Here is a 26,284-nt window from a genome sequence, read left to right as displayed (position 1 = left end):
ATCGACTTATGGCATGGTGATTGGCAGGCTATAAGTGCAAACAAAACAACGAACCAATCACATGGAAGATTATAACGATAAACCAACAAGATTTATAAGCGAATTCATTAATTTTTTAACAAAAGCACTACCGATTAGATCAATTCCGACTTTTATTGAATTACTCGTAGGCTGCATGCTGAGCTCACAAGGCTTTGTTAGTGAGGCATATCTTGCCTCAGGATGTGTTAAGCACTGGGGAAGCTATTATAAATGGATAGAGAAAGGTCAGTGGTCATGGTTAAATCTATCAAGACAACTGATTGGCTTTATTTTGCGGCAGTTTCCAGCACGTTGGCGTTTTTGGGTAATTGACGATACCTTGGTTTTGCGTTTATCAACAAAAGCCCCCTCAAGTCAAACGCATTATGATCACAGTCATAAAGGGAATCGCCCTCATTATGTTCGAGGACAGTGTTGGGTTGTATTAGGTTGTGTGCTTGGTGGATTATCACGACTTATTGGCATACCTGTTTTAGCACGCCTAAGCAAAGTCTCTGGCAATACAAATAAGCTGGACATTGCATGCACATTGATTAGAGCCGTGTCCTCATTTTTCTGTAAACAAGATGTGCTGGTATTGGATTGTTGGTATATGAAAGCAAAAGTCATACTTTATGCGCTTCAACATGATCTGATCGTCATCGGTCAAGCGCGAATTGATACCGCATTATATTTTGTGCCAGTGACAGTAACTAAGCGACGTGGACGTCCGCGTAAGTATGGTATTAAAATTGAGAATGGTGACATACAAAGTATGAGAAAGCAGTATATTACGGCGAGACTATATGGGGTTAATTCCATATAGCACTGGTTTTTCCCAGATATGATGCTTAGCCCATATTTCATATATGTTTTAGCTATCTTTCCTGCTCAAATGTACATATTGAAGTTGTGCTTGTTTGGAGTATAAACATTGCAAATCGTTCACCGTATAGTTCTGCAGTACGCAAATCGCCAGAGTTATCGATTCTACACTGTTCGGACTGTGCCATTGCACCTATATTGGAGCCAAACCTATTAACACAATCAACATCACCCTGATTGTATTGTGATTCAGATGATTGGTTGGCAATCCCTAGAGATATCCAGTTCATTTTATGCTGACAAGCAAAGATAAATAGAGTCATGAGGGTATTAAGCTTATCTCCATTAGTACTATTTGAACTAGTAAAGCCACCAGCGAATTTATCCTTCCAGGCACCTACTGCCCAACGAGATGAGCTTTTGTCCATAAACTGTTTAAAACCACCTGAAACGCTACCCATATAAGTGGGTGTACCAAATAAAATGCCATCATATTGATCCAATACTTCAACATCAGTATTTTCATCAGCAAATATTGTATCAACATGATTAGTATGTTTTAACACCCCTTTTTTAACAGCTTCAGCCATTAGTTTAGTGGTGCCGTATGAACTATTGTATACGATTGCTATTTTTATTTTCATGAATTTTCCTCATTGGTAATTAACTTATAAAGTCATCTATTTCACACAGATTGAATACTATCTTTGTATTGCTTGACAACAAACATTTTCGCATTTCCTGAATCACGTGTTCTAAGTTTTTGTCATGTTCTTTTAGGTTACTAAAATTTATCCATTCATTTTTAGTTTTCCACTTAGCATAAGCCACTAACTTTAGGCTATTTGATTGACATTGATGCAACCTTGAGCCTAATGCTCCACTGTACTGAAGTTTAATTAATTTTGTAGCTTTGATCCACTGTGAAAGAAACTTATCCTTATGGTTATTATTTTTCAAAGAAAATTCATAAAGAACATAATACATCGTTTTGACTACCTATTCTTGATAAGTTATTGATTTGTTTAAAGATACGTGTCATTAAATACATTGACACTGGAATCAATAACATGATAGTTATCCATAAAATACTGTCTAGCCTATAAGTTAGGAAAATCCCTCCTACAAATGATCCTGCAAATGATCCAATAAAACTTAAGTTCATTACCCCGTAATACTTGCCTTGATCATTAATGTTAACATTTTCAGATATTAACAAACTAAAAATAGGAAATAATGCAATTTCACCAAAAGTAAAAAATACAATGAAAGTTAATAGTGAGTAGATGCTATAAGATAATACTAGACATAAAGTTGCCACAAATATAGCCATAAAACCAAAATAAGAGACATGTAAAAAAGATAATCTAGATAACATCCTTTTGAGGAAGGGGCTAAAAATAATTACAAGAGTAGAATTCAAAGCTACTATAAGACCATACGTTAAATTTTTTGAAGAAGAGTGACTTAATATCATAGGCAAAGAACTGAAAATCTGTGAATAAGATATTGAAAATATCGTTTGCACTAGCAGTAAATTTATAACCCATGGTTGAGATAAAATTAAAGATAGTTTTTGTTTGCTAACGAAAACTTCTTTTTTAGAGAAAGATGGAATTTTAATAAAAACTAAAGAAACAATAATTATTATTAGATTAAACAAAAACAGCAATCTAATATCTAAAAATCCAACAAAAAACGTACCTACCAATGCGCCAAAACATGAAAATGCATTGTAGATAGTATAACTACTTACAAATGATGAAGTCACATTTATGGAAATATGCTTGATCAAAACATTGTTTGCACTTCTATATGCAGATCTCGCAAATCCAAAAAGTATACTGGAAAAAAGAAAAATCAATTTCTCAGTACCAAAAATAAGCAATATTATTATGCTAACCAAGAGTAGCATAAAAGCAACTTTCATTACAACTCCCGCACCAAGGTCATCAACCTTTTTACCCAAATAATATGTGCTAGAAACGTAGCTGATATAACCTATGCCAGCTATAAATCCTGTATAAAAATATGAAGCGTCTAAGTTTTTAACTAAATAAATTACAAGAGCTGGCGTAATAGAAAACCAAAAGAATGAGAATAGAGCACTTAATGCATATAAGTGATAAATATTAAATTTATTTTTAAAACACATCAAGGGCTCCTTAGTTTGATTGATACTATTGTTCTGGCTAAAGCTAAAAACTATGGAATTGATGTAATAATTTTCATAACAACCTCCTCTGTATTAATTTGTAAGTTAAACATACCCGTACGGAATCAATCTTTCATCATTAATTCTATTGTAAAAAGGTTTACCACACCTGCCAAAGGTAATAAAGTCTCCATCAGACAAATATAAGCCACCTTTAATATAATCAATTGCTTGACCTTGCTCGTGTAGAAGCTCACCAGTTGAAAAATCTAAAAGGTATATATTTCTGGTGTAACTTATTAAAATGATATACTTTTGGCTCTATTTGTGTTTCAGGGAGTTAAATAAAGTGTTGTGCAATAGTGATAAATCCTGTAGTTTTATGACGTTTTTATGTGATTAGATATGGCAATGATTAATATTCAACACTTAATAGATGAGCAGCAGTGCTATGAAACAGTGCGTAAATTGCGCTGGTCAAATGGAGTAACTTGTCCGCATTGTATGGCGTCGGCAGACAAAATCATCAAGCGAGGAGCCTCAAGTAAAGCAGAGTTTTGCCAACGTTACCATTGCAAACAATGCGATAAAGATTTTGACGACTTAACACATACGATTTTCACCAATCGGCACCAACCTTTGAAGACATGGATTCTATGCCTTTATTTCATGGGGCTAAACCTCTCAAATGCGCAGATTGCAAAGGAGTTGGAGCTGAATGAGACTGACGTGTACACCATGACTATGCAATTACGCGAAGGTGTCGAGCAAAGACGAGAACCTACCGTATTATCAGGTGAGGTCGAGTGCGATGAAGTGTATGTGGTTGCAGGGCATAAGGGTAATCCAACAGCGGTTAAAAAAAAGGGCGTAAGGCAAGGCGTAATCGATTGAAAGGAGCTCGAGGACGAGGCACTTTGGAAAAAGAAAAGCCGCCAGTATTTGGTATGATTCAACGTGGAGGAGATGTTGTGGTGCAAATGCTACCTGATGTTAAACAGAAGACGATAAAACCCTATATTGAATCTTGCATACAGCCAGGCAGTACCGTCTATACGGATGAGTATGTCATTTACGCCAATTTGACGCAATTAGGCTATAAGCATAAAACAGTGAATCATGGTTCTGGGGAATATGCACGCGATGAGGATGGTGATGGGTTTTATGAAGTCCACGTTAATACTCAGGAGGGTTGTTGGTCGCTATTAAGATCATGGTTAAGACCACATCGAGGGATTTCTCAAGAAAAGCTACCAAAGTATTTGGCATTTTTTGAGTTTGTTCATAATGCAAAGAAGCGAGGAAAAGCATTAATTTTCTCGTTGTTAGAAAACGTCCTTTGTAAAAAACTAACGATGCAATAAGTATGAATTATAATCTCCTTACAACACAAATAGAGCCATACTTTTTATTATCATCCCATATCATATCTTCAACAGTATTGGGCAAATCAATTAAACAGCTAAACTCCGATTTGCTAATAGAATATTTCATGAGGCGACTGCTGCGTGAAAAAATCAAGGTGTCTTCATCTATAAAGCGCATACGTTTTATGAAGCCCATTTCGAATTCATGTTTATTTGTCTTATGAGTCTTAAGATTAAGGGAATATATGTTTCTTTTGCGATCTGCAAAGTAAATTTCTGGTGAGTTAGGTCTATATGCTAAAGCCCATAAAGACGTGTTTGATTGATATAGTATCTCACTTTCCTCAGAATCAATATTTAGCTTAATTAATTGACCGTTCTCACATACAAAATAAATGAGGCTTTTATCATAAAAATCGTAGGTAATATCACGAATAGCTGAGAAAGCTTCAAATATAAGTTTTGCTCGATTGCCATCAAATGCAAAAAGTTTTCCATTGGTTCTTGCAAAAAAAATCTTTTCCTCACCTGTGCAAATAAGTCTTTTAGTATAAGAAAATTCATTATCATTAATTTCAATTCTCTTTACTTTATAGTCGTACTTCAAAGCTTGTTCATTATAATATCGCGGCATATATTGATAAAAATAATTTCCTTCTCCAGCTAGAATAAACCCATCTTTGTATTTATCTGCTGTCCATAATGCATCAGGGGTATCCTTATAGTAAGCAATAACCTCTGAAGTTAAAATATTAATTTTATATATTCCACCATTTCGACATTGGACAATCATTACATTGCAATCTTTTTCTAATACTTTTATCCATCTACATTTAAAAGGAGCTTCCCATACTGTCCTAACCAATGAACCATCTTCTATATTGATTTCTTTTATTGTTCTATCAAAAGATGAAATATAGGCTTTCCTTGATGTTTTATTATATGTGATATGCTCAAGGTGATCTATAGCAACTAACTCACCGATATAGACCGGCTCATCTTGATCTATATTAATTGCTATTACACGCCCACAATCATTGGCAACTAAATATATAAAATCATTCAAAGGCTCGATCCAATGCGTTCCATCATAACCAACATATTTATGTATTTCCCAAGTTCTTAGTACTTTACGCTTATTTGATAAAACTATATCGCCACTATTTGACATTGTAAAAAGCAATTTGCCACAGTTAGCATATCTACATGCAATAAAATCCCAGTTTCCATGAAATCTATGAGACCATAAGATTTTATATTCAGTTTCATTATAACTTATTTCTATCGTTGCGGATGACCCTCCACGGGTAACTATTTTTCTTTCACTTGGATGAAATGCAATAGACTGAGAAGTTGTAACTGTTCTATCATACATATCTTTAGCAGGGGATATCCCCCTTACGCATATATGATGTAATAGTTGAAGCAGACCATCATTATTATATTTATAGATAGATACATAGTTATCTAAACCCAACACACAAATATGATTATACTTATTATGTGAGCAAATAGCACTTATACTTCCATTGTGATCTTTTACACTCGATAAAAGTGATAGCGTTTCAATATCAAAGGTAAATATGCTCCCTGTATATGTCCCACAAAACATGTGATTTTCATTTCTAGATATTGCAAATGAGTCTATTTTATTTGAAGAATACATAGTAACTTACGTCCATAATTTAATTATACTTATCTTCGGCTAAACGGAATCCCATGACATAAATATCCCTAGAAAATCGCCCATGCCTTCTTGTTGTTCGGGCTAAGTCATGATGCCGAGTAAAAGACCCGCCTCGTGCAATACGATATTCATCGATATTACCTAAATCATCAACTATCACTGCCCCATTAGGGTATGGGTGATAATAATCTTGTACATATTCTTCAACATTCCCAGACATATCCGAAACCCCAAATGGTGAATTTCCTTTGGGGAAGATACCCACGGGGGTACTGGAATAAAGCCCTGTCTCCAGCGTATTGCATAGATCAGGCTTATATTCACCTCCCCAGGGGTATTCATAGTGAGCTGGACCTGAAGCAGCATACTCCCATTCGTATTCGGTTGGTAACCTGAAAAATCTTCCCGTTTTTTGGGACAACCATTTAGTATATGCAATTGCTGCGTCATCAGAGATGCTATAAACAGGGTGATTTGATTTCAAATGTGGATAAATACCAAACTCCCAACTACTAGGTAGCTCACAATATTTCGTATCTAATAAGAAGTCGTAATAATTCTCATTAGTTACTAGGTATTTAGATACTTTAAATGCTTTAACCATAACAGTAAACTTAGGAACTTCCTTTAGTATCCATTCTTGCTGTACACCCAGTTGATTAAATCTGTCAAAAACTTCGTAAGCTTGATTGATATCGATACCAATTTCGATCTCTCCTGAGGGGATTTCAATCATTTTTGGGGTGATGGTTAAAGTTCTTGGATCACCCAGTAAACCTAAAAGGATGCCTGCAGCATAGCGATATTCAAAAAGCTGATGAGATTCAGCTGTTTCGACAAGCTCATGCTTATTGTATTTTTTAACATGCAGCAGCGCGTTAGATAGATTAGGGACTCTCGTGTCAACGTTGTGCATTGGTAGACCCATTGCTTCGCGATCACCCATTTGATTGATTGTCTTTTTTATATCAGAAACAAGCATTTTATAATTTCCTTATCTCAGGATGGATGGGTTTCCATACTGCTTTAATATCATCTCCAGATGGTGAGGTGTGGTCTAATGAAAAGTGTAGACAATTTTCTAATGTTTTTATTTGATCAAACCAAACAGAAGATTTGCTGTGATTACCTAATAGTTTTGGTGAAATGTAGGTTATATATTCATCAACAAGATTATCCTTGAAGAAACTACCAGCTAGATCAGCTCCACACTCTACCAAAAGATAATTAATATTTCTCTTTGATAAATCCTCTACAACAAACGTCAAGTTTATTTTTCCATTTATTGATGGTACTGTGACAATCAATAAATTTTGTAGTTTAAGAAGATATTCAGGAATCTCATCTGCTTGCTTTAAAGTATAAACAATTATTTTTTCGTGGAACTTAAAAATATTATCCATTTCAGAAATGGATAAAGATGAATCCAAAATAACACAAATAGGTTGCTTTATTTCATGCAACCCTATATTTACACTTTCTGGCAGCTCTCTGACAGTTAATTTACAGTCATCTTGTTTTATTGTTTTTATGCTAGTAAGAACAGCATCGGACATTGCACGTATGTGATGAACGTCTGCTCTTGAGTGATCACTGCTGATCCACTTACTATTATTTGTATAGTCAGCAATTTTTCCATCTAGTGTAATTGCTTGTTTAAGCGCTATCCAAGGGCGTTTATAGTCAAACTTATGGAAATAACCTTTGTTTAATTCTCTATATTTCCTCTGTAGTTTTACTGATTGCAACTGCCTAATGCTTATCCCTTTGTTTTTTAGTGAATCAATCCCTTTTCCAGCAATCAGAGGATTAGGGTCTGGCAATAAATAGATTACGTCAGTAATCTTAGATTTAACAATTTGCTCACAGCACGGTGGAGTTTTGCCAAAATGACAACAAGGCTCTAATGTTACGTACATGCTTATGTTGGTTGCCCCTAAAATTATTTCAGGAATATGTTCAAGCGCCAGTCTCTCAGCATGTTTCCCTCCATATAGTAAATGCGCTCCTTCCGAGATAATATGTCCGTCATGGACAATAACACATCCAACCATTGGATTAGGACTTGTGGTATAGCAACCTTGCTTAGCAAGTTGAATTGCTCTATCCATAAAAATATAATCTTGCTCTAGTTTATAACCTTTCATAGCAGATCAGCCGTACAATTAATTGATTCTAACTCTACATCATAAATATTTCCATTATAGCTACTAGCTAAAAAACATTTTTGATCAGCATTGTAGATCATGCATGATATCCCTGAGGTACACGGTCTAAAATATTGCCATAAGCCACTGTCTAAATGATATATATAAATATCACCATAATAACCACCTGTAGCAATAAATTTCTTATCATCGCTTATAGCGATACATTTAATAGAGTGCTTGTGCGGTGTGTTAATAATGCTTTGCTCAGTAAGGCTAGTTAATCTTAGTGTTAAGTCTCTACTTACTGAGACAAATTTATCGTCTTGATAATAAGTGCATCCATTAATGATTTTATCATGGGCGCCTTCTAAGCGTTTCACACAATTAAAGTCATGTATTGAATGAAATGCAGCATTGCAGTTTGCACTTACTGAATAAATAAAATTTTGTGATGTAGCGATCGACTTTATTGCATTATCATGGGCTTGAATTAGTTGGTATAAATTCAATGTCGCGCCATTTATCTTAAGGATGACAATGTCGCCTGTATAGGTACCAATGGCAACATAAGTGCATTCATTGTTTACATATTTAATAGCACAGTTTATAGGCGAGTGGTGTTGATAAACGCTCGTGACGACCTCACCACTTACCTGATAAACTGTACCCGTTTGCCCCCCAACTAATAAAAATTGATCAACCTTGATGATGAAATTACACAAACTTGGAACATCTGAAAGTGGATATTTATGTTTTTTTCCATTAACACTCCTGCAGATTATAGTTCCCGCATCACCAACGCTGAAAATATCATCATCGCTTTTACAGATGGCATTAATACCGGAGGTAGGCATGACATTAGTTAAGTCCCAGCTATCTGATTCGATATTTAACTTAGCGTAACTTGATCCAAATGTTGACACAACCAAGCTATTTTCATTCTGAAAATCACAAGATCTAGCCCAGATTTGATATGGGTAGGGCATTTTCTTAATTAAAACGAGATCGTTATTACTTGAAACTTGCCAAATAGCTACATACCGATCATAGCTCAAGCTAATAAGCTGACTAAATTCTTGAGAGTATAATAATCGTTTAATCCCAGCATTGTGTGCTTTAATCACTGATATCTCATCATTTTCAAATATATGGATTTCTCCTTTATCGTTGCCAGAAAAAATACATTCGTCACCTTTAATTGCAATTGTATCGGTCTCTACCCCCTTGAGGTCTGTTGAGCTAAGTAATTCTCCTGTAAATGGTGACCATCTTTTTATCGTTCCATCATCGCTACTACTAATAGCAATTTCATCATTAAGCCAAGACACTGATAATACATCTTGTTTGTGTCCTTTAAGTATATGGATAAGATTGCCTTCAATATCACAAAAATAAATATTATGATCCCTTGAGGTAAAAATAATGTACTTATCAGAAGGATGAAATGCAACACCCTCTGTATCGTCTTGGGCGAATGAAAATATAGCTAAACAATGTAGTTCAGGGACAGACCAGAGTCGCACCGTATAGTCACTGCTACTTGAAAGTAACAATTGACCATTATGACTAAACGTACATTGATTAACCAAATGGTCATGCGAAGCAGAGGCAATCGCATTAGATCTAGCTGCCTCCCACAAAATCAAGTTATTATCATATCCTGCTGTCGCAACATAATTATCCTTGGTGGCAATACCGCTAATTGGACTAGAGTGCACAATCATATAACCTCGCCGATACTTAATTTGTGATTTGTTTTGACAACTTTAGCTTGCAAGTATGCTATATTTTCAGGTTTGAGATAGCATCCTGTTTTGCAGATGTCAACGACATTAATATTATGGTTATGCAGTTGATTAACTTTGTCTGGGTTGTTTGTGTATAATTTAATTTTGTGCATGCCTAATGCGTTTAGCATTTCAACAGCAGCAATATAACTCCGTGAATCATGGTCAAAATTTAACGCTTGATTGGCTTCATATGTATCCATACCTTCAACTTGTAGCTGATATGCATGAATTTTATTGTATAAACCAATCCCTCGACCTTCTTGACGCAAATAAAATATTACGCCACTCGTTGACGAAAATAATTCTAATGCTTCATTAAGCTGATCCCCACAATCACATTTTTTGGAAGCAAATAGGTCTCCAGTAATACACTCAGAATGAACACGAACTTTCGGGCAAACTTCAGAGTCTGCATGATTAAAAATTAATGCAAAATCTTCGGTATTACTTGATAGATTGCTGAAAGTGCAAAACTCTACATCTCCATAGCGCGTTGGGATGACTACTCTCTGTTTTATTCTACTTTCCATACATCCTCCTTCCCTTATAGATGAGTCCTAATGTGTATAAACATTTTAATATGTATAAAAATGTAACTATATCCCTAAAAAGTAGTGATTTTCCCCAAAAAAAAGGGGATGTTATAACAAGAGTTTAGTTGCTAGGGCTTTTGAGTGTTGTAGTTGATATCGAACTTTATGGTTGAAGCAATCCTCAATCATTGATGGCGTACAATGATAATCTAATTCAGCTCTTATCTGCTTTATGTGGGTTTTAACCGTTTCTAAGCTTATATTCATTCTAATGGCAATCATTTTCATCGTAAATCCAGATAAAACTAAATAAAACACATCCAATTGCCTTACTGATAGGATCCCGACTATTCTTTGATAAAACATTTTGGCTGATTCAGGCAATTGAATGTTGTACTCACTCAATAAATAGTGAGATTTTCCACGCAGGCTTTGGTTTGTAAAATCACCATTTTTCATTATTTCTATGTCACCATGACAGCAATATAAACGATTCCTTTCAGTGTGTTTTTGTATATTGATGCCAGAATCCATGAAGTAATCAATAAATCTTAATATCCTTTGTTGATTTTTGATGTATTCAAAAAGAATAGGACGTTGTGAGTTTTTTTGGCCAAGATTAAAATAAGTTGATGCGTTATCACTGTGCTTTACAAAAGTAACTCCATGCAATAAATTTAATACATTTTTAGAGTCTACTAAAATGGGATCCAATGGATCTAAATTATCCCAAAGCATATATGATATAGTTTCAGGCAAAGTATTATTTTCAAAGAAGCCTGCGAGCGGATATCTTTTGGATACATATAGGCGAAGCCATTGTTCATTGTTGCAAACATAAGAGAGTGAGCCATTTCGATATTTGGTAATAATATTTACATGATCAATGAAACTATCGCTAAAGTATTGCTGAGTTAAAAGGTTTAACTCAGCACATATCTTGCCTGAAATAATTTTATCTTCCATACTAGATGACTAGTTTTTTTACATCGCAATGGCTATAAGTTGGATTGTTCTCGTTGTGATGCTCGACTTTTGTAGCCAATATTTTATAACCATTGACTATATTGACTTCTTGCAAGCCATCTATATGCATCTTAAGTCGTTTAAATTCTTCGTCTTGAAACAATTTTTGTTTTGCATCTTTAATATTTTCAGCCACGACATGCTTATTGATATGAATTTCATACATCCCATATCTATCATCATAAAATCCTAAGTGCGCCAAGTATAATTTCATTTTATCTCCTTCATATAAATTCCTGATATGTTTGAGTAATAAAATTTATCGCATTATTGTAGTGTTTTCTAGTTAATTCTAGTTTTAATTTACCAGAAACATGATAAGAGTTTGACTCTATTGTTTGAGTTTCATGCCCATGCTTTAGTACTTCAACTATTTCTGACACCCTGGGTTTTATTAAGGTCAACATTATTTCCATCTCATTATTATCAGCTTGAATATTTAGCAAATCTGGATTTGTAAATATACTTAATGAATTGTCTATTTTACCATATGCCATTCTATATAAACCATTCTGCTTTTCAGTCATTTGGTGAATTAAATGACCAAAAATATTTTCCAGCATAATATAAAGCTGAATGGTTCTAACTCTGTGTCTTACATTGTCTGCAAACATTGCAGGTTCATCTTTGTCTTGTGCAAGCGCGGATAAGCAGCATATTATATAATCAGCGTAATCTTGGTAAATATTACTTTCTGTTATTCGTGTTTGTACATCAATTAACTTATCGCCATCTTGCGGTATATAATCAAATGATCTTAACTTAATAAACTCATCCTGATAGACCTTTATAATAATATCGTCATAGAATGATTCATAATGCTTCTTAAGATATGCTAGTAATAAATCTCCATAGATAGCTGAAACTGCCTTTATGTTAATTATTTTGCTTTCATGAATTTTGTTTATACCAAGATAAGCATAGAATTTTCGTAATTTCTTTGATAGAAGATTCTTTTTATTTGTAACCTCAAATCCAAATGGACTTATCACTTCTATGTTGATTCCCATCTGCTTGGATAATTCATTAGCATTTATCTTTAGAATTGAACGCCATAAAGAATTGTTAAATTTTCCTGAGCTTAATAAATTCATTCTCTCCCCCTTTGTATATTTTGTTGAACATAGTTTTGTCACTATATTGATACATTTATCATGATTGTCAACCAAGAAAACGACCGTTTTCTTGGCGGTCTGATAATTCACATATTTCAATTCAAAATCAACAAGTAAACCCATTGCAATATTCAACACTAATTTGTATTATTCAATTTATCTTTATTGGTTAAGGAATTTTTTATCATGATGATTGGTTATGCCAGAGTGTCAAAAGCCGATGGTAGTCAGGTGTTAGATTTGCAGATTGATGCTTTAAAAAAAGCAGGCGTTGATGAAAACAGAATTTATCATGATTATGCATCTAGCAGAAAAGATTCACGCCCTGATCTTGAATCTTGCCTTAAGGCTTTGCAACCAGGGAACACTCTCGTGGTATGGAAATTAGATAGACTTGGTCGTGACATGAAGGACTTAATTACCATGATTGATGATTTGCATGCGTCAAAGATCAATTTTAAAGTTTTAGAAGGACATGGCGCGAAAATTGATACCACAACAGCAAACGGATGCCTTATTTTTGGTATTTTTGCTTCGTTGGCTGAATATGAGCGCGAACTCATACGCGAACGAACTTACGCAGGTCTCGCTGCAGCTAGAGCAAGAGGCAGAAAAGGTGGCAGACCCACAAAAATGGATAAAGCAACGTTGAAAATGGCAATGGCAGCGATGTCCGACAGAAATGCCGTATCATCTGATATTGCAAAGCGATTGGGAATGACAACTACAACCTTATATAAATATGTAAATGGCGATGGCACGCTAAAAGCAGCTGGCGATAAAATCATGAATAAGTGAGGGTTTGTATGGCAATTTATAATAGCCTAAAAATTTTGAATCAGAACGAATTTGAGGAGCTATTTGAAATTCCAAAAATTGACCCAAAAGACCGCGAGTCATTGTTTGAGATAACCTCTGAAGATACTGAGTATTTAGATAACGAAACGGAGACTCACAATAAGATAAACTATGTATTACAAGTAGGGTATTTCAGAGCAACACGAAATTTTTATGCATTTGATTTTCATCAAGTTAAAGACGATATCAACTACATCCAAAATAGATATTACCCTAATAGCTCAAAGAAACTCAAAGCAGTTAATAGAAACAAACACTATGCAACCCAACGTTTTATAATGCAGGCTTATGGATATCGTAGATATGACGCCAAGTTTGAACTTGAACTTACTAAGCAGGCAAATCGTTTATCTCAGAGGGACTTAACACCACGATTCATTTTTGATGAATTATTGCACTACTGTGAGCAATATCAGATAGTGCGTCCAAAGTATTCAACACTGCAATCAATAGTATCAAGAGCCATTACACGAGAAGAGAAGAGGCTACTTACAAAATTGGGCAACCTTTTGGATAAGGCATCTCGAGTCACTATTGATAGACTTATTTCCAACGAAAAAACAATTTCTGATCTTACTCTACTTAAAAAAGATCCCAAGGGTTTAACTACTAGCGAGATGGAAAAAGAACTAGCAAAACAAAATAACATTTTGATGGTCTTTGAGAAGTCAAAGCATATGATTCCTGAGTTAGGGATATCAAGACAGAATTTACAATATTACTCTGAGTTGTGTGATTACTATGACTCATATCGCGTACGCGCATTTAGCAAGAAAAAGGCTAGATTATTAATGCTTTGCTTAATTTGGCAAAGGTTCACCAAGATCAATGATCACCTGATCGACTATTTTATTTATAAAACTAACTGGTATGAAACTGAAGCATCAACAGAAGCAAGAAACTGTGTTTATGAGGCTAAGCTAAAAGCTAGTAGAGATAAGATAATTGCAAGCAAAATGCTTAAAATTGTTCATGATGACAAAATTGCACCTGAGGAGATTAGACCGAACTGTTATGAAATTGTTAGCGAAGACAAATTTACCGACTTCACTGATAAACTTGCTAAACCAGACCTTGATGAAGAAGGGTATGTATGGCGCTATTATGCTCGTGAAAATGCTGCTATAAAGCGCAACTTACGCAATATCGCATTGAGTTTATGTATTGATTTTAATAATGAGACAGCATTAAAGGACGGTCTAGAATATGCCAAAGCATATTGGCAATCATCAGATAAGACAAAAGACCCAGTTGCTAAAGGTGTGCCAATTCAATTTATTCCCAAATCAAAACGCAAGTACATTTTTTATAAAAAGGCAGTCAAAACCTCACCTAAATCTAAAAGAACGAAAAACTTGAGCTACATTGATATTAAACGCTATGAAATGGCACTCTATCAAGCTTTATCAACAGCGATATCTGCTGGAAATATTTTTATTTCAGATAGTGTTGGTTATCGCAGCTTGGAAGCTGAACTAATTGCTAATCATATATGGGGAAAAGACAAAAAGACGATCTTAACATCGCTAGCTGATTGTATAAATACTAAACCAATAAATGAAATACTCATTGAGTTAAAAGATACACTCAATGAATTATATAAAGGTGTTAATCAACGCATTAAGTCTGGTGCAAATAAGCATATTAAAATCAACGTAGACAAAGACAATATTATTACCTGGAAATTGCCCTACAAAAAAGAAGCTGATGCAGCTGATAATCCGTACTATGAAAAATTCAAAACCATTGGTATTGCTGACGTTATTGACTTCACCGCTAACAAGACTAATTTCTATGATAGCTTAACCCACCTTGTGAGCAAGGGTGCCAAATCAAAGGCTAAGCCTGAGCATATTAAAGCTTATCTTGTATCACAAGGTGAAGCCATAGGACATAAGAAAACAGCAGAGTCATCTGATGTCAGTTATCAAAATCTCATTGATATGGAGGGTAAATTTATCCGAGTGGATTCCTTGGTTGAAGCAGGTGATATTATCATAGATGCCATTTCCGATTTACCCATATTTAAATACTACAATCTCTCTGATTATGGTATTCATGCGAGTCTAGATGGGCAAAAGCTCGAGACCAAATATCAAACCGTGTTATCCCGGTATTCCACAAAGTATTTTGGTTATGGTAAAGGTGTTGTTTCTTATAGTTTAATTGCGAATCATCTACCTGTAAGCACCAAGATCATTGGCGCCAATGAACATGAGAGCCATTATGTTTTAGATATCATCTACAATAACAACAGCGATTTAAAAATCAAAGCCGTCTCAGGTGATATGCATTCAGTAAATCGAGTTAATTTTGCGTTATTGTATTTATTTGGCTATGACTTTATGCCAAGAATTACACAGATGCACTTAAAAACAGAACAATCATTGGTTGCTTTCAAAGGTATGAAAAGCTTTAAAAATGACATAATCAAACCCGCCAACATTGTTGATGAAGAGTTAATCACGAGTGAATGGGATGAAATCCAACGAATTTTGGCATCTATTGCGCGCAAAGATGTGTCACAAAGTACAATTATAAAAAAATTATCATCATACTCTCGAAAAAACAAGACACTCAAAGCACTCATTGAATTTGATAGAATCATTATGAGCATTTACATGCTCAGATATATCGATGATCTTCAGTTAAGAAGAAACGTGCATCGGGCATTAAATCGTGGTGAAGCATTTCATCAAATACGATCTGCGTTATTTCAGGTCAATGGCAAAAAAATCCTTGGTAAATCTGAAAATGCGCTTGAAATCAGCAATCAATGCAATCGAGTATTAGCTTGCTGTATTATTTATTACAATGCTTCATTGTTATCAGAGCTACTAACACAGGCTGAGGCGAGAGGTGATGAGAAGCTGTGCAAGCAAATTAAGCGGCTTTCACCTGTAGCATGGCAACATATTAGTCTGCTTGGAAATTTTGTTTTTTGTGAAAACGCTCAAAACCTTGATATTAAAGGGATTGTGGAAAGTGTTCTTGCTAAATTTGACTGAAAAATATATGGCTACAACCTATATGGAATAAGGGCTAACATCACTTTGATAGTACAAACCAGTGCTATATGGAATTAACGCCAATAACCTCAGTACAATCGGGCTGACAAATAAAACCATTAATCTTCAACATAATGAGCGTTTGCAGTTATGGATAACTGCAGGACAAGAACGTTTTAGAACGATTACAAGAAGCTCTTATCGTAATGCGCACATGATTATATTGGTAGGTGATAATAATGAGCTTAGGGACTTTGCCTCGCGCATACAGAAGAATAATGACACACCCGTAGTATGGATCAGATTACCTGTGGATCAGTAAATTTGTATCTTTATTTATTCAGTGAATGCCCTAATTTCGTCACAAAACGTTGACTGGTGACAATTAAAAAGAACACAATTGCCAAGATAATAGTGGCAATTGCTGAGCTTGCCACTAACATCAAAATCCACAAGAATATGACAAAACTCACTGCGAACCAGTTAAATCCACCTTGTTTTATTTGCAGTACAGCATAAATTGCCATCATTACAGTAACAGCAAGATTACTCAGTAAAAAGTCTTTTTCTGGTAGGGTGGCTAATAGCAACGCCAGTACAATAAAGACAAATAAAGTCATTATTTTGGTTGATAGTTTGCGGCTACCTAACACAGCTAGCGAAAGTGGCGCACCCATATAACCTAACACGTTAAAGGCAGTAGTAATTACCATTAACGATGCCCAGCTTGCGGAATTTAACAAAATAATAATGCCAATAATGAAGTTTAAAAATAGTGAACGTTTAGATAAATGATGCACAGGACACAGCTTAGCAATCCAGCGTGGCATTTGCCCTTTTTCAGCCATCGCATAAAGCATTCTTGAGCAAGAGCCCATATAAGTTAAGCCGGTAACAGATGGGCTTACGATCGAATCAGCAATTAATAAAACAGTTAAGAAATTCAAACCAAGTAGCATGGTTAAGTTAACCAAAGGGCTTGAGAAATTAAGAGCCGCCCAACCTTTAGCAGCAACATCATGCGGCATTGCCGTCATAAAGGTAAATTGCAATAGCATGTATAAGATAAGGGTAACCACAACAGAGATAATAATCGCTAATGGAATATTGCGCGTTGGGTTTTTAATCTCGCTGGCAAACGATGCAACCACTTGAAAGCCATTAAACGCATAGACAAGACCCGCACCAATCAGTGCAGTTTGAATTGAGCTTGCTGTATAGTGGTTAACCGCAAGATTAAGATTGGTGGTATCAAAGTGTGCGGCTAATAAAACGATAATGGTTAGCGTTGGAATACTGATTTTAAAAACAGTTGAGATGTTGTTGACATAAGCTAATAGCTTAATGCCAAAGTAATTCACGATAAAGTAAATTGCCAAAATAATAATGGCAAACAGCTTGCCTGACCAAGTTAAACTTTCACCATGATATAAAGTCGTGAACTTGATAAATGGACTTAAATATTGCACTGTTGCTTGCGCTTCAGTTGGGATCATTGCTAATAATCCAAACCAGATGGCAAAAGCAAAGACCATGCCAAAGTCTTTGCCGTGGCTTAGTGATACGCATTTGGCATTTAAACCACGTTCAGGGAATAATGCGCAAAGCTTAGCAAAACATAATCCAACAATAATGGCGATAAAAGCCGCGCCTATCCATGCGATAAACGCGTAATTTCCTGCTAATTGCGCATTTAATTGTGCGCTAAAAAGCCAACCAGAACCCACCATTGATGTCACTGGAATGGCAATGGCTGAAAATAATCCTACTTTATGTGCTTGCACTTGAGAAATCTCCCTAAAATTTTATACCCTAGACGTCATTATCCTATCAGTCTTTGAATAAAATTCATTATAAATTTTGCTGATTTATTTAAATGTTGGTCATGTGCTAAATGCTTTCTTGAGTGATGGTGTAAAACGCCAAGAAAACGCTGCAAAAAATGCAGTGTTAAGTATATAATGCCTGACATATATCTTCATAAGCTAAGTAATTATGTCCAAAAATAAAGTCACTTTATCGAACAGGAAGCGTTTAAGTGAGCTGCAAAACGAACCTGTGAGAACCATTGCAGATGTCAGGCGTGAGCAGATTCAATCAATGCGGGAAATGCATATTATGCCCGAAGGCAAGCTTGAGCTCGCGATTGAGCAAATGGTCACGGATGTGGTGTTTGAGCTAAGTAATTTGTATCGCCAGTGGAGTCAACCGCTTGATTTTAATCGTTTTCGCTACAGCCCGAACGAGCGCAATAAAAAATTATTATCTGAACTTAAGATGTTTTTGAATGAGATTGCAGATTGGTTGGTAACCAAAGGGTTTCGTGGTGAGGAATGTAAAGAAAAATGCCAAGAAATCGTTGATCGGATTACCCATGGGTTACATGTTGAAGGAATTCCGATCGGTCACTTATATTTACGTGCGCCGAAAGGTCAAAGAAAAGAGAGTTTTTAATTAATTATGTCATTACTTTATGGAATACATGCGATCAAGGCGCGCCTTAAACTGCATGCCAATGGTATTAAAGTTATCTATTGTCTTAAAGGCAAAGACACATCCCCAAGATTGGGTGAGTTAAAATCATTGATGGCTAAGAAAAATATTGAGTTTGAGCTTGTCAATAAGGATGAATTTCAATCATTACTACAGTCTCATACACTTGAAGATGTGGTACATCAAAATGTATTGGCTGCTTGCCAAAGCGACATTAAGTTGTATGAAGAAAGTGATTTATCGGATCTTGTCGCAAGTTGCTTAAAAACGCCTTTTATTTTAATCCTTGATGGCGTTCAAGATCCACATAATTTGGGTGCATGCATTAGAAGTGCCGAAGCTGCGGGGGTTGATTTTATCGTTTTCCCAAAAGATAACAGTGCGACGATTAATGCAACGGTTGAGAAGGTTGCCAGTGGTGCAGTAAGTAGCATGAAGCTTGTCTCGGTGACTAATCTTTCGCGTGCTATTGGTGTCTTAAAGGATGAAGGCATTTGGGTTACAGGATTAGCAGGTGAAGCAGAGAGTCTGATCTATGACAGCGACTTTAGCGGTGCGATCGCGTTGGTGATGGGTGCTGAGGGTTCAGGTCTTCGTTTTGGTACGCGTAAGATGTGTGACTATCTCGCTAAACTACCAATGCAGGGGCAAGTATCGAGTCTGAATGTCTCAGTTGCAGCAGGTGTTGCGATGTATGAAGTCGTGCGCCAGCGTCGTGAGCTATTGGCAGAAAACCTAAACGATTAAACTAGGAGATTGTTTTGAAATTAAAAAAATCAAAACCTATGCAGTGGGTTATTCTGGTCATTTTATTGTTTATCTTTGCGGGCATTATGGTAGATGCATTGCATAGTCGTTATGAAAGTAAGCTGACGTTAAATACCTCACAACGTCAGGTTCAAGCCGATGCCAGTGCCTTATTGTCTTCCATTAAATTGACAAGTGACGAGCCACAAAACTATCAGTTGGGTTATCATAATTTTGAAGAAGGCAATTGTCCTCTTGCTTATCAGCAGCTTTTGCCTTTTGCGCGAAGTGCGGATACCAATGCCACTTTAGTGATTGGCTATATGTATGAGTTTGGCTGTGGAGTTGCCAAAGATATGAAAACAGCTAGTCTTTGGTATTATATTGGCGTACAACGCAATGCCTATAATAAATCACCAATGTTGCGTGGTTTGCATGCATATAATAGCGGTGATTATAGAATGGCAGCTGAGTGGTTTCGTATGGCCAGTGAGCTTAATGTCATCAGAGCATAACTAAGATGCAAGCAGATCTCTCATTGCTCTCATGGTCAGATGTTTTAGCTGATTATAAAAAAAGCACTAAATTTAAAGACACGTTAGCTTTTGTTGATAACGCGCGACAACAAGGAAAACAAATTTTTCCGCAAAAGGAAGATGTCTTTAATGCATTTAAATTGTGTTCATTTGAATCGCTAAAAGTTGTTATTCTTGGACAAGATCCTTATCACAATATCAACCAAGCTCATGGTTTGGCATTCTCAGTGCAGGCAGGTGGTAAGCTACCACCGTCGCTTATGAATATTTATAAAGAGTTGCACAATGATCTTGGTGTTGAGATTGCGAAAACAGGTGATTTAAGTACTTGGGCAAAGCAGGGTGTGTTTTTACTTAATACCGTTTTAACGGTAGAGGCGCATCAAGCGCATTCACACGCCAATAAAGGTTGGGAGCAATTTACCGATCATGTGATTCGTCAGATCAGCCAATACAAAAGTCATGTTGTTTTTTTATTGTGGGGAGCTCCTGCGCAAAAAAAAGCACAGTTAATTGATCACAATAAGCATTGTATTTTGAGATCGCCACACCCGTCACCCTTGTCAGCGCATCGTGGCTTTTTTGGCTCAAAACACTTCTCACAAACAAATAATTACTTATTAGCGCATGATTTATTGCCAATTGATTGGAAAGTGTGACGCAAGTAGTTAAGCTCAAAAACAATTTATGGTAGACTAACGCGCATATTACAAATTGTTATAAATGAAGCTTTATCAATATGGCACTATTAACTGTATTAAAATATCCACATCCCTTTCTAAAGCAAAAGGCTGATCCAGTCGCTATTGATGCGATTAATAATGAGTTACGTCAAACGATTGCTGATATGTTTGAAACAATGTATGCCGAGCATGGTGGCGGCTTAGCTGCCACGCAAGTGGGACTCAACATGCGCTTATTTATTATGGATGGCTCTGAAAATAAAGATCAAAAAATCGTTGCCATTAACCCTGAAATCATCGAACGCAAGGGTGAAATTGATGACGAGGAAGGATGTTTGTCATTTCCTGGCGTCTCAGCTAAAGTTAAGCGTGCTGAGTGGGTTAAAATGCGCGCTTTAAACGAGTTTGGCGAAGAATATGAAATGGAATGCGATGGCTATCATGGTCGCTGTATTCAACATGAAATTGATCACTTAGATGGAATTACTTACTTTGATCACTTATCAGCACTGAAGCGCAAGATGATTGAGAAGAAATATAAAAAATTGATGCAGGAAAATGCTGAGAGTTAAAATTGCATAGATAAGTACCTAAGCAATAGTTTATTGGTAATTTGTTAATCATGGATATTCGGGTCAAGCCCGAATATGACGACTCATGATCATTGTCGGACTTGATCCGAGAATCCAAAAAATCACCTGAGGCGAATTCGTATAATATTTGCATAGCTACTTATGTTTATTAAGTACTCATTGCCTGTTCTCACCACTTTTAAACTCTGCTATTTCTTGCTTAACTTAACCTCTTAAAATATTTCAAACTAATTCCTTGACCTTAACCCTAAGGTTAATCTTATATTGTACCTATCACAAATCATCTGGAGATGTTATGAATATTGGTGAGCTTTCGCAGCAATTAGGGATTACAACGGTCACTTTAAGGCATTATGAAAAGATTGGTTTATTAAAGCCCAAGCGAAGTGTTAGCGGTTACCGACAATATGACCAATCAATCATTGATAAGATATGTTTTATTGAAAATGCCAAATATATAGGCTTTAGTTTGAGTGAAATTTCTGAGCTATTTGCGATTGAGGATAAAAATTTATCAAGTGCTGAAATTAAGCAAAGAGTTTGGCAAAAACTAGAAGATGTTAATGAGAAAATTGCACTATTGACTCAGTTAAAACAGCATCTTACAAAGCTTGAGCAGTCTTGTGACGGTAAGGCAGACAGCAAAAACTGTCCGATTTTGAAAGATCTTTATCAAAATACAAAAAACACAAAAATAATGAAAAAAAACAGCAAGGAGCAAGTTGATAATGAATAATGCAAAAATAAATCAGTATGAGTTTGCATTGAAAAATGTCTCATGCATGAGCTGTGTTGGCAAGATTGAATCAGCGCTTGCTAAAACACCAGAAATCACAGAAGGTCGCGTTAATTTTGCCGATAGAACCCTTCAGGTTGAAACAAGTCTTAAAGCACTAGATATTATTCAACGCTTAAAGCAATTAGGTTATATTGCTGAACAAATCACCGAAGATTCCGAAAAAAACACATTGGCTGAAAAATCTAAGCTGTGGCAGAAAGTAATTATTCCTGGTGTTTTTGGCTTATTTTTAATGTTTTATGGTATGAGTTCATACTCGCCAGTAATTATGCCGCATAGCATGAATATATTTTGGCTTATTATGGCGCTGATTACACTTGTTATTATGGTTACATCAGCTGCACATTTATATAAATCAGCCTATAAAGCTTTTTTGCAGCATCATGCAACAATGGATACACTCATTAGTTTAGGCACGATAGCCGCATGGATTTATTCAATAATTGTGATTATAACGCCAGCAATAATCCCTGAAAATGCCAGACATAATTATCTTGAGGCAGCACTTATTATCATCGCACTGGTTAATCTTGGCGCTTGGTTAGAGCACAAGGCGCGGGGTAAAACATCTGAAGCGATTAAACAACTTATTGGTTTGCAACCCAAATTTGCCTATCGTATTAATGATGATGGGCAAGAGGAGAAGGTTGCCATTGATCAGCTGAAGCTAGGTGATGTAGTCCGTGTGAAGCCGGGATCTAAAATTGCACTAGATGGTGAGATTATCGAGGGTAGCTCTTATGTTGATGAGTCGATGTTAACTGGTGAGCCCGTAGCTGTTGCAAAGTCAATGTCAGATAAAGTATTTTCAGGTACCATCAATAAAACGGGTAGTTTTAACTATCGTGTGACTAAACTCACTAAAGATACGATACTGTCGCAAATCATTGCATTGGTGAAACAAGCGCAAAATACCAAGCCATCTATTGCGCGCTTTGCCGATACGGTATCAGGCTACTTTGTCCCTTTTGTTATATTATGCGCAATTGCAGCGGCACTTGTTTGGTTTAATTTGGGATTTGGTATTGGTTTTATGCTTGTCACAGGTATTACAGTACTTGTGATTGCATGTCCATGCGCACTAGGTTTAGCAACGCCAATTTCAATTATTGTGGGGATGGGTAAGGCCGCACAACTAGGCATTTTAATCAAAAATGGTGAAGCCTTACAAACTGCCAGTAAAATAACACACGTGGTGCTTGATAAAACCGGTACAATTACCAAAGGGCAACCTGAAGTTGTCAGTGTAACTTGTGTTGATGGTATTAATGAACAAGATTTATTAAAAATAGCGGCGAGTTTAGAGGCGCATTCTGAGCACCCATTGGCTGAGGCAATTGTCAAAAAAGTGTTAAACTCAGCAGAGTTATTACCCGTTAATAATTTCCAGAGTCATACCGGACTTGGTGTAACAGGAGATGTCGACAGTCAGAATATTATCATTGGTAATCATAAAATGATGGCAAGTCATGGCGTTGAAAATGTTGTGTTAGAAGCACTGGCGACAACTAAAAGCCATCAAGGTCAAACGGTAATATATGTAGCAATTAATAAGGTATTAAGTGGCACTATAGCCGTTGCTGATCCAGTTAAAGAGCATGCCAAAGAAGCTATTGATACATTCAAGCGCAATAACATCCAAATTACGATGATCACAGGCGATAATAAACAAACCGCACAAGCAATTGCTAAAACGCTTGGTATAGATAATGTCTTAGCCGAAAGTATGCCAGAGGATAAACTTAAGCATATCAAAGCCTTACAACAGAAAAATGAAACGGTTGCCATGGTTGGCGATGGGATTAATGACGCGCCTGCATTAGCACAAGCAGATGTGGGGTTTGCGATTGGTAATGGCACGGATATTGCGATAGAAAGTGCCGATATTACTTTGATGCGTAGTTCACTCATGGGTGTTCTTAATGCTATTTTAGTTTCACGCGCTACGATGAAGAATATCAAGCAAAACCTATTTGGTGCTTTTATCTACAATGGCTTGGGGATTCCAGTGGCTGCAGGCATTTTATTTCCTGTTTTTGGTGTGCTTTTAAGTCCAATGATTGCAGCAGCTGCAATGGCGGCATCATCGTTAACCGTCGTGACCAACGCCAATCGATTACGATTTTTTAAAGTTACAAAAATTAAAAGAGTTGAAAATAACATAGTTCAAGGAGAAACGGCATGATTACGGTTATTGTGAATGTTCTATTAATCATTATAGCCATTTTTGTGGTGTATTGGTTTTGGCTGTCATAAGCTCCCCAAAGGGGTTTATCACTTTAGTTGTCAGATGAATATGTATCAAGGCACAGTCGTTGTAGCGTAGTTAATAGTATGTTTGGAGGCGGATAAATGCAGAAAGAAATTACAAAAAATAAGCATGTAAAACTTAAAAATCTGGGGCTGATTGTTTTAGGCGGTGTGATTGGTTTTGCCATTTTTTATGCATTACCTTTAGATGAAAGTAAGCAAAGTAATAAAGGTAATGTGGATCAAAAAGCTAAAAAACCACTATATTGGGTGGCGCCAATGGATCCAAACTACAAAAGAGATCAGCCAGGAAAGTCGCCAATGGGGATGGATCTAGTCCCTGTTTATGCCGAGTCATCTACAGCAAATGGCGTGAAAATCTCACCTGAGGTGATGAACAACATTGGTGTGCAAGTTGAACCGGTGAAATATCGCAGCTTGCGTATTAATATTGATGCATTAGGTGTTATTAAAGAAAATGACAATTATGTTGAGCATGTGCATACCTATGAAAATGGATGGATACGTAAACTTCAAGTTGCTGAAGTTGGCAAAGAAGTAACCAAAGGCCAGCTAATAGCCCAGATCTATTCGCCAAAATTATTAGAGGCAGAACAGGAATTTGTGCTCGCGTTACAAAGCAAGCCTGCTACGACTAGTTCAGAGACATCTCAATATACTGATCAGACGGATTATATCAATGCGGCCAAGCTTAAACTTAGAGCATTAGGGATCTCGGATAAGCAGATAACGCGTATTGAAAAAAACAAAAAAGCCGATGTGCTTATTGATATTTATGCTCCGATTTCGGGCGTGGTTTCTGAGCTTGAAGCCAAAGAAGGCATGTATATCACACCAGATAAAAACATCATGTCTATTGTTGATTTAAGCACCGTATGGTTAAGTGCAGAAGTTTTTCCTAGTCAGGTGCAATATCTTAATATCGGTGATGAAATCAGTGGCAAGATCAATAGTACTAACGAAATTTTCAAAGGCAAACTTACGTTTATCTCACCAACAATTGATCCAGTGACGCGAACCGTGACAATTCGTGCAACACTCGATAATAAAGATCAATTGCTTAAGCCAAATCTTTATATGGATGTTAGTATTTTATCGAAAAAATTAGATAAATCTTTAACGATACCAAGCTCGGCAATTATTCGTTTGAAAGATCTTAGTTATGTGATTTTAGAAAATGGACAAGGTCAATTTAGCGCACAAGAAGTTAAATTAGGGCTTGAAGCAAATGGTTATACGCAAATTTTGGCAGGATTAACCACAAATGATAATATCGTTACCTCGAGTCTATTTTTAATCGACTCAGAATCCAATGTTCAAGCAAGTCTGAAACGTCTTAATGCTAATCATAAGTCTCAAACAAAAATGGATAAGATGTCAAACCAATCCAAATCTAGTCTTTATCAAGGAATGGGGGTAGTGCAAAAAATAGATAAAGAAAAGCATATCATCATCTTATCACATGAACCAATTAAGGCGCTTAATTGGCCTGCCATGACAATGCCTTTTAGTGTTTCAAATAAGGTGAGTTTAGATGAATTAAAGCCCTCTGAACGTATTCATTTTGAGTTTGAGAAACAAGCCAATGACTATGTGATTACTAAAATCTCAGGGCACTAAGGAAGGG

Annotated in this window: 25 protein-coding genes; 14 read left to right on the top strand and 11 right to left on the bottom strand. The window is 36.1% G+C overall.

The genetic code is table 11. From position 1 onward, the window contains the following. The first annotated feature begins 61 nt into the window (after window positions 1-61). On the top strand, window positions 62-847 hold the full coding sequence (locus tag NYP54_RS01470) for a transposase (protein ID WP_283156851.1): 786 nt from the start codon (window positions 62-64) through the stop codon (window positions 845-847). Between the two features lie 52 nt (window positions 848-899). On the opposite strand, the gene NYP54_RS01465 is transcribed toward NYP54_RS01470, so the two are convergent. Beyond that, entirely contained in the window at window positions 900-1,490 is a 591-nt protein-coding gene (locus NYP54_RS01465) for a flavodoxin family protein (protein ID WP_283156850.1), read from the bottom strand. A 323-nt stretch (window positions 1,491-1,813) separates the two neighbouring features. Then, window positions 1,814-3,001: an MFS transporter gene (locus tag NYP54_RS01460; protein WP_283156849.1), complete on the bottom strand. Its 1,188-nt coding sequence runs from the start codon at window positions 2,999-3,001 to the stop codon at window positions 1,814-1,816. Between the two features lie 405 nt (window positions 3,002-3,406). Here NYP54_RS01460 and NYP54_RS01455 point away from each other — a divergent pair, with 405 nt between their 5' ends. Continuing rightward, window positions 3,407-3,895, top strand: coding sequence for a transposase (locus NYP54_RS01455; protein WP_224728298.1), 489 nt, complete (start codon window positions 3,407-3,409; stop codon window positions 3,893-3,895). Further along, on the top strand, window positions 3,892-4,365 hold the full coding sequence (locus tag NYP54_RS01450) for an IS1595 family transposase (RefSeq protein WP_283156281.1): 474 nt from the start codon (window positions 3,892-3,894) through the stop codon (window positions 4,363-4,365). The genes NYP54_RS01455 and NYP54_RS01450 overlap by 4 nt, the downstream gene beginning before the upstream one ends. 7 nt (window positions 4,366-4,372) lie before the next feature. On the opposite strand, the gene NYP54_RS01445 is transcribed toward NYP54_RS01450, so the two are convergent. The 8 genes from NYP54_RS01445 to NYP54_RS01410 all read right to left on the bottom strand — a co-directional run bounded on the left by NYP54_RS01445 (window position 4,373) and on the right by NYP54_RS01410 (window position 12,648). Further along, complete coding sequence (locus tag NYP54_RS01445) at window positions 4,373-6,034, bottom strand: hypothetical protein (RefSeq protein WP_283156848.1); 1,662 nt, start codon at window positions 6,032-6,034, stop codon at window positions 4,373-4,375. Between the two features lie 19 nt (window positions 6,035-6,053). Further along, window positions 6,054-7,037 (bottom strand): formylglycine-generating enzyme family protein, encoded by a 984-nt coding sequence (locus tag NYP54_RS01440; RefSeq protein ID WP_283156847.1) that lies wholly within the window; start codon window positions 7,035-7,037, stop codon window positions 6,054-6,056. A gap of 1 nt (window position 7,038) precedes the next feature. Continuing rightward, window positions 7,039-8,202, bottom strand: a complete 1,164-nt coding sequence (ribD, locus tag NYP54_RS01435; protein WP_283156846.1) for a bifunctional diaminohydroxyphosphoribosylaminopyrimidine deaminase/5-amino-6-(5-phosphoribosylamino)uracil reductase RibD — start codon at window positions 8,200-8,202, stop codon at window positions 7,039-7,041. Further along, entirely contained in the window at window positions 8,199-9,923 is a 1,725-nt protein-coding gene (locus NYP54_RS01430; protein ID WP_283156845.1) for a hypothetical protein, read from the bottom strand. Before NYP54_RS01430 ends, ribD begins: the two co-directional genes overlap by 4 nt. Before the next feature lie 2 nt (window positions 9,924-9,925). Then, window positions 9,926-10,525 (bottom strand): GTP cyclohydrolase II RibA, encoded by a 600-nt coding sequence (gene ribA / locus NYP54_RS01425; protein WP_283156844.1) that lies wholly within the window; start codon window positions 10,523-10,525, stop codon window positions 9,926-9,928. Between the two features lie 111 nt (window positions 10,526-10,636). Next, the gene (locus tag NYP54_RS01420) at window positions 10,637-11,494 is read right to left on the bottom strand and encodes a LuxR family transcriptional regulator (RefSeq protein ID WP_283156843.1); all 858 of its coding nucleotides are present in this window, start codon (window positions 11,492-11,494) and stop codon (window positions 10,637-10,639) included. A gap of 1 nt (window position 11,495) precedes the next feature. Further along, window positions 11,496-11,768 (bottom strand): DUF1543 domain-containing protein, encoded by a 273-nt coding sequence (locus NYP54_RS01415; RefSeq protein WP_283156842.1) that lies wholly within the window; start codon window positions 11,766-11,768, stop codon window positions 11,496-11,498. Between the two features lie 10 nt (window positions 11,769-11,778). Continuing rightward, a complete protein-coding gene (locus NYP54_RS01410; protein ID WP_283156841.1) occupies window positions 11,779-12,648 on the bottom strand; it encodes a hypothetical protein in 870 nt (289 codons plus the stop codon). Window positions 12,649-12,855: 207 nt separating this feature from the next. Between NYP54_RS01410 and NYP54_RS01405 the strand changes: the two genes are divergently transcribed. The 3 genes from NYP54_RS01405 (at window position 12,856) to NYP54_RS01395 (ending at window position 16,857) form a co-directional block, all read left to right on the top strand. After that, complete coding sequence (locus tag NYP54_RS01405) at window positions 12,856-13,467, top strand: recombinase family protein (protein ID WP_283156840.1); 612 nt, start codon at window positions 12,856-12,858, stop codon at window positions 13,465-13,467. 8 nt (window positions 13,468-13,475) lie between these two features. Further along, window positions 13,476-16,535 (top strand): Tn3 family transposase, encoded by a 3,060-nt coding sequence (locus tag NYP54_RS01400; protein ID WP_283156839.1) that lies wholly within the window; start codon window positions 13,476-13,478, stop codon window positions 16,533-16,535. 61 nt (window positions 16,536-16,596) lie between these two features. Next, a complete protein-coding gene (locus NYP54_RS01395) occupies window positions 16,597-16,857 on the top strand; it encodes a hypothetical protein (RefSeq protein WP_283156838.1) in 261 nt (86 codons plus the stop codon). Window positions 16,858-16,867: 10 nt separating this feature from the next. Here the strand turns inward: NYP54_RS01395 and NYP54_RS01390 are convergent, their stop codons facing one another. Continuing rightward, a complete protein-coding gene (locus NYP54_RS01390; RefSeq protein ID WP_283156837.1) occupies window positions 16,868-18,319 on the bottom strand; it encodes an APC family permease in 1,452 nt (483 codons plus the stop codon). 211 nt (window positions 18,320-18,530) lie between these two features. On the opposite strand from NYP54_RS01390, the gene NYP54_RS01385 reads away from it, so the two are divergent. From NYP54_RS01385 to NYP54_RS01350, 8 genes are all read left to right on the top strand, one after another. Then, window positions 18,531-18,989 (top strand): hypothetical protein, encoded by a 459-nt coding sequence (locus tag NYP54_RS01385; protein ID WP_192484343.1) that lies wholly within the window; start codon window positions 18,531-18,533, stop codon window positions 18,987-18,989. Between the two features lie 6 nt (window positions 18,990-18,995). Beyond that, window positions 18,996-19,775, top strand: a complete 780-nt coding sequence (gene rlmB, locus NYP54_RS01380; protein WP_283156836.1) for a 23S rRNA (guanosine(2251)-2'-O)-methyltransferase RlmB — start codon at window positions 18,996-18,998, stop codon at window positions 19,773-19,775. Between the two features lie 14 nt (window positions 19,776-19,789). Next, window positions 19,790-20,290, top strand: a complete 501-nt coding sequence (locus NYP54_RS01375) for a sel1 repeat family protein (protein WP_151193517.1) — start codon at window positions 19,790-19,792, stop codon at window positions 20,288-20,290. A gap of 5 nt (window positions 20,291-20,295) precedes the next feature. Further along, window positions 20,296-20,970 (top strand): uracil-DNA glycosylase, encoded by a 675-nt coding sequence (gene ung, locus NYP54_RS01370; protein WP_283156835.1) that lies wholly within the window; start codon window positions 20,296-20,298, stop codon window positions 20,968-20,970. Window positions 20,971-21,050: 80 nt separating this feature from the next. Then, window positions 21,051-21,566 (top strand): peptide deformylase, encoded by a 516-nt coding sequence (gene def / locus NYP54_RS01365; protein ID WP_283156834.1) that lies wholly within the window; start codon window positions 21,051-21,053, stop codon window positions 21,564-21,566. A gap of 316 nt (window positions 21,567-21,882) precedes the next feature. Further along, window positions 21,883-22,323 carry a heavy metal-responsive transcriptional regulator gene (locus tag NYP54_RS01360; RefSeq protein WP_283156833.1) on the top strand — a complete coding sequence of 147 codons (441 nt, stop codon included), beginning with the start codon at window positions 21,883-21,885 and terminating at the stop codon, window positions 22,321-22,323. Then, complete coding sequence (locus tag NYP54_RS01355; RefSeq protein WP_283156832.1) at window positions 22,316-24,571, top strand: heavy metal translocating P-type ATPase; 2,256 nt, start codon at window positions 22,316-22,318, stop codon at window positions 24,569-24,571. Before NYP54_RS01360 ends, NYP54_RS01355 begins: the two co-directional genes overlap by 8 nt. A 167-nt stretch (window positions 24,572-24,738) precedes the next feature. Beyond that, window positions 24,739-26,277, top strand: coding sequence for an efflux RND transporter periplasmic adaptor subunit (locus NYP54_RS01350; protein WP_283156831.1), 1,539 nt, complete (start codon window positions 24,739-24,741; stop codon window positions 26,275-26,277). The last annotated feature ends 7 nt before the right edge of the window (window positions 26,278-26,284 follow it).

Origin of the sequence: Cysteiniphilum sp. QT6929, assembly GCF_030035755.1 — a bacterium.
Lineage (GTDB): Bacteria > Pseudomonadota > Gammaproteobacteria > Francisellales > Francisellaceae > Caedibacter > Caedibacter litoralis.
The sequence above is the reverse complement of the archived record's forward strand: the minus strand, read 5'-3'. Positions and strand labels throughout refer to the sequence as shown.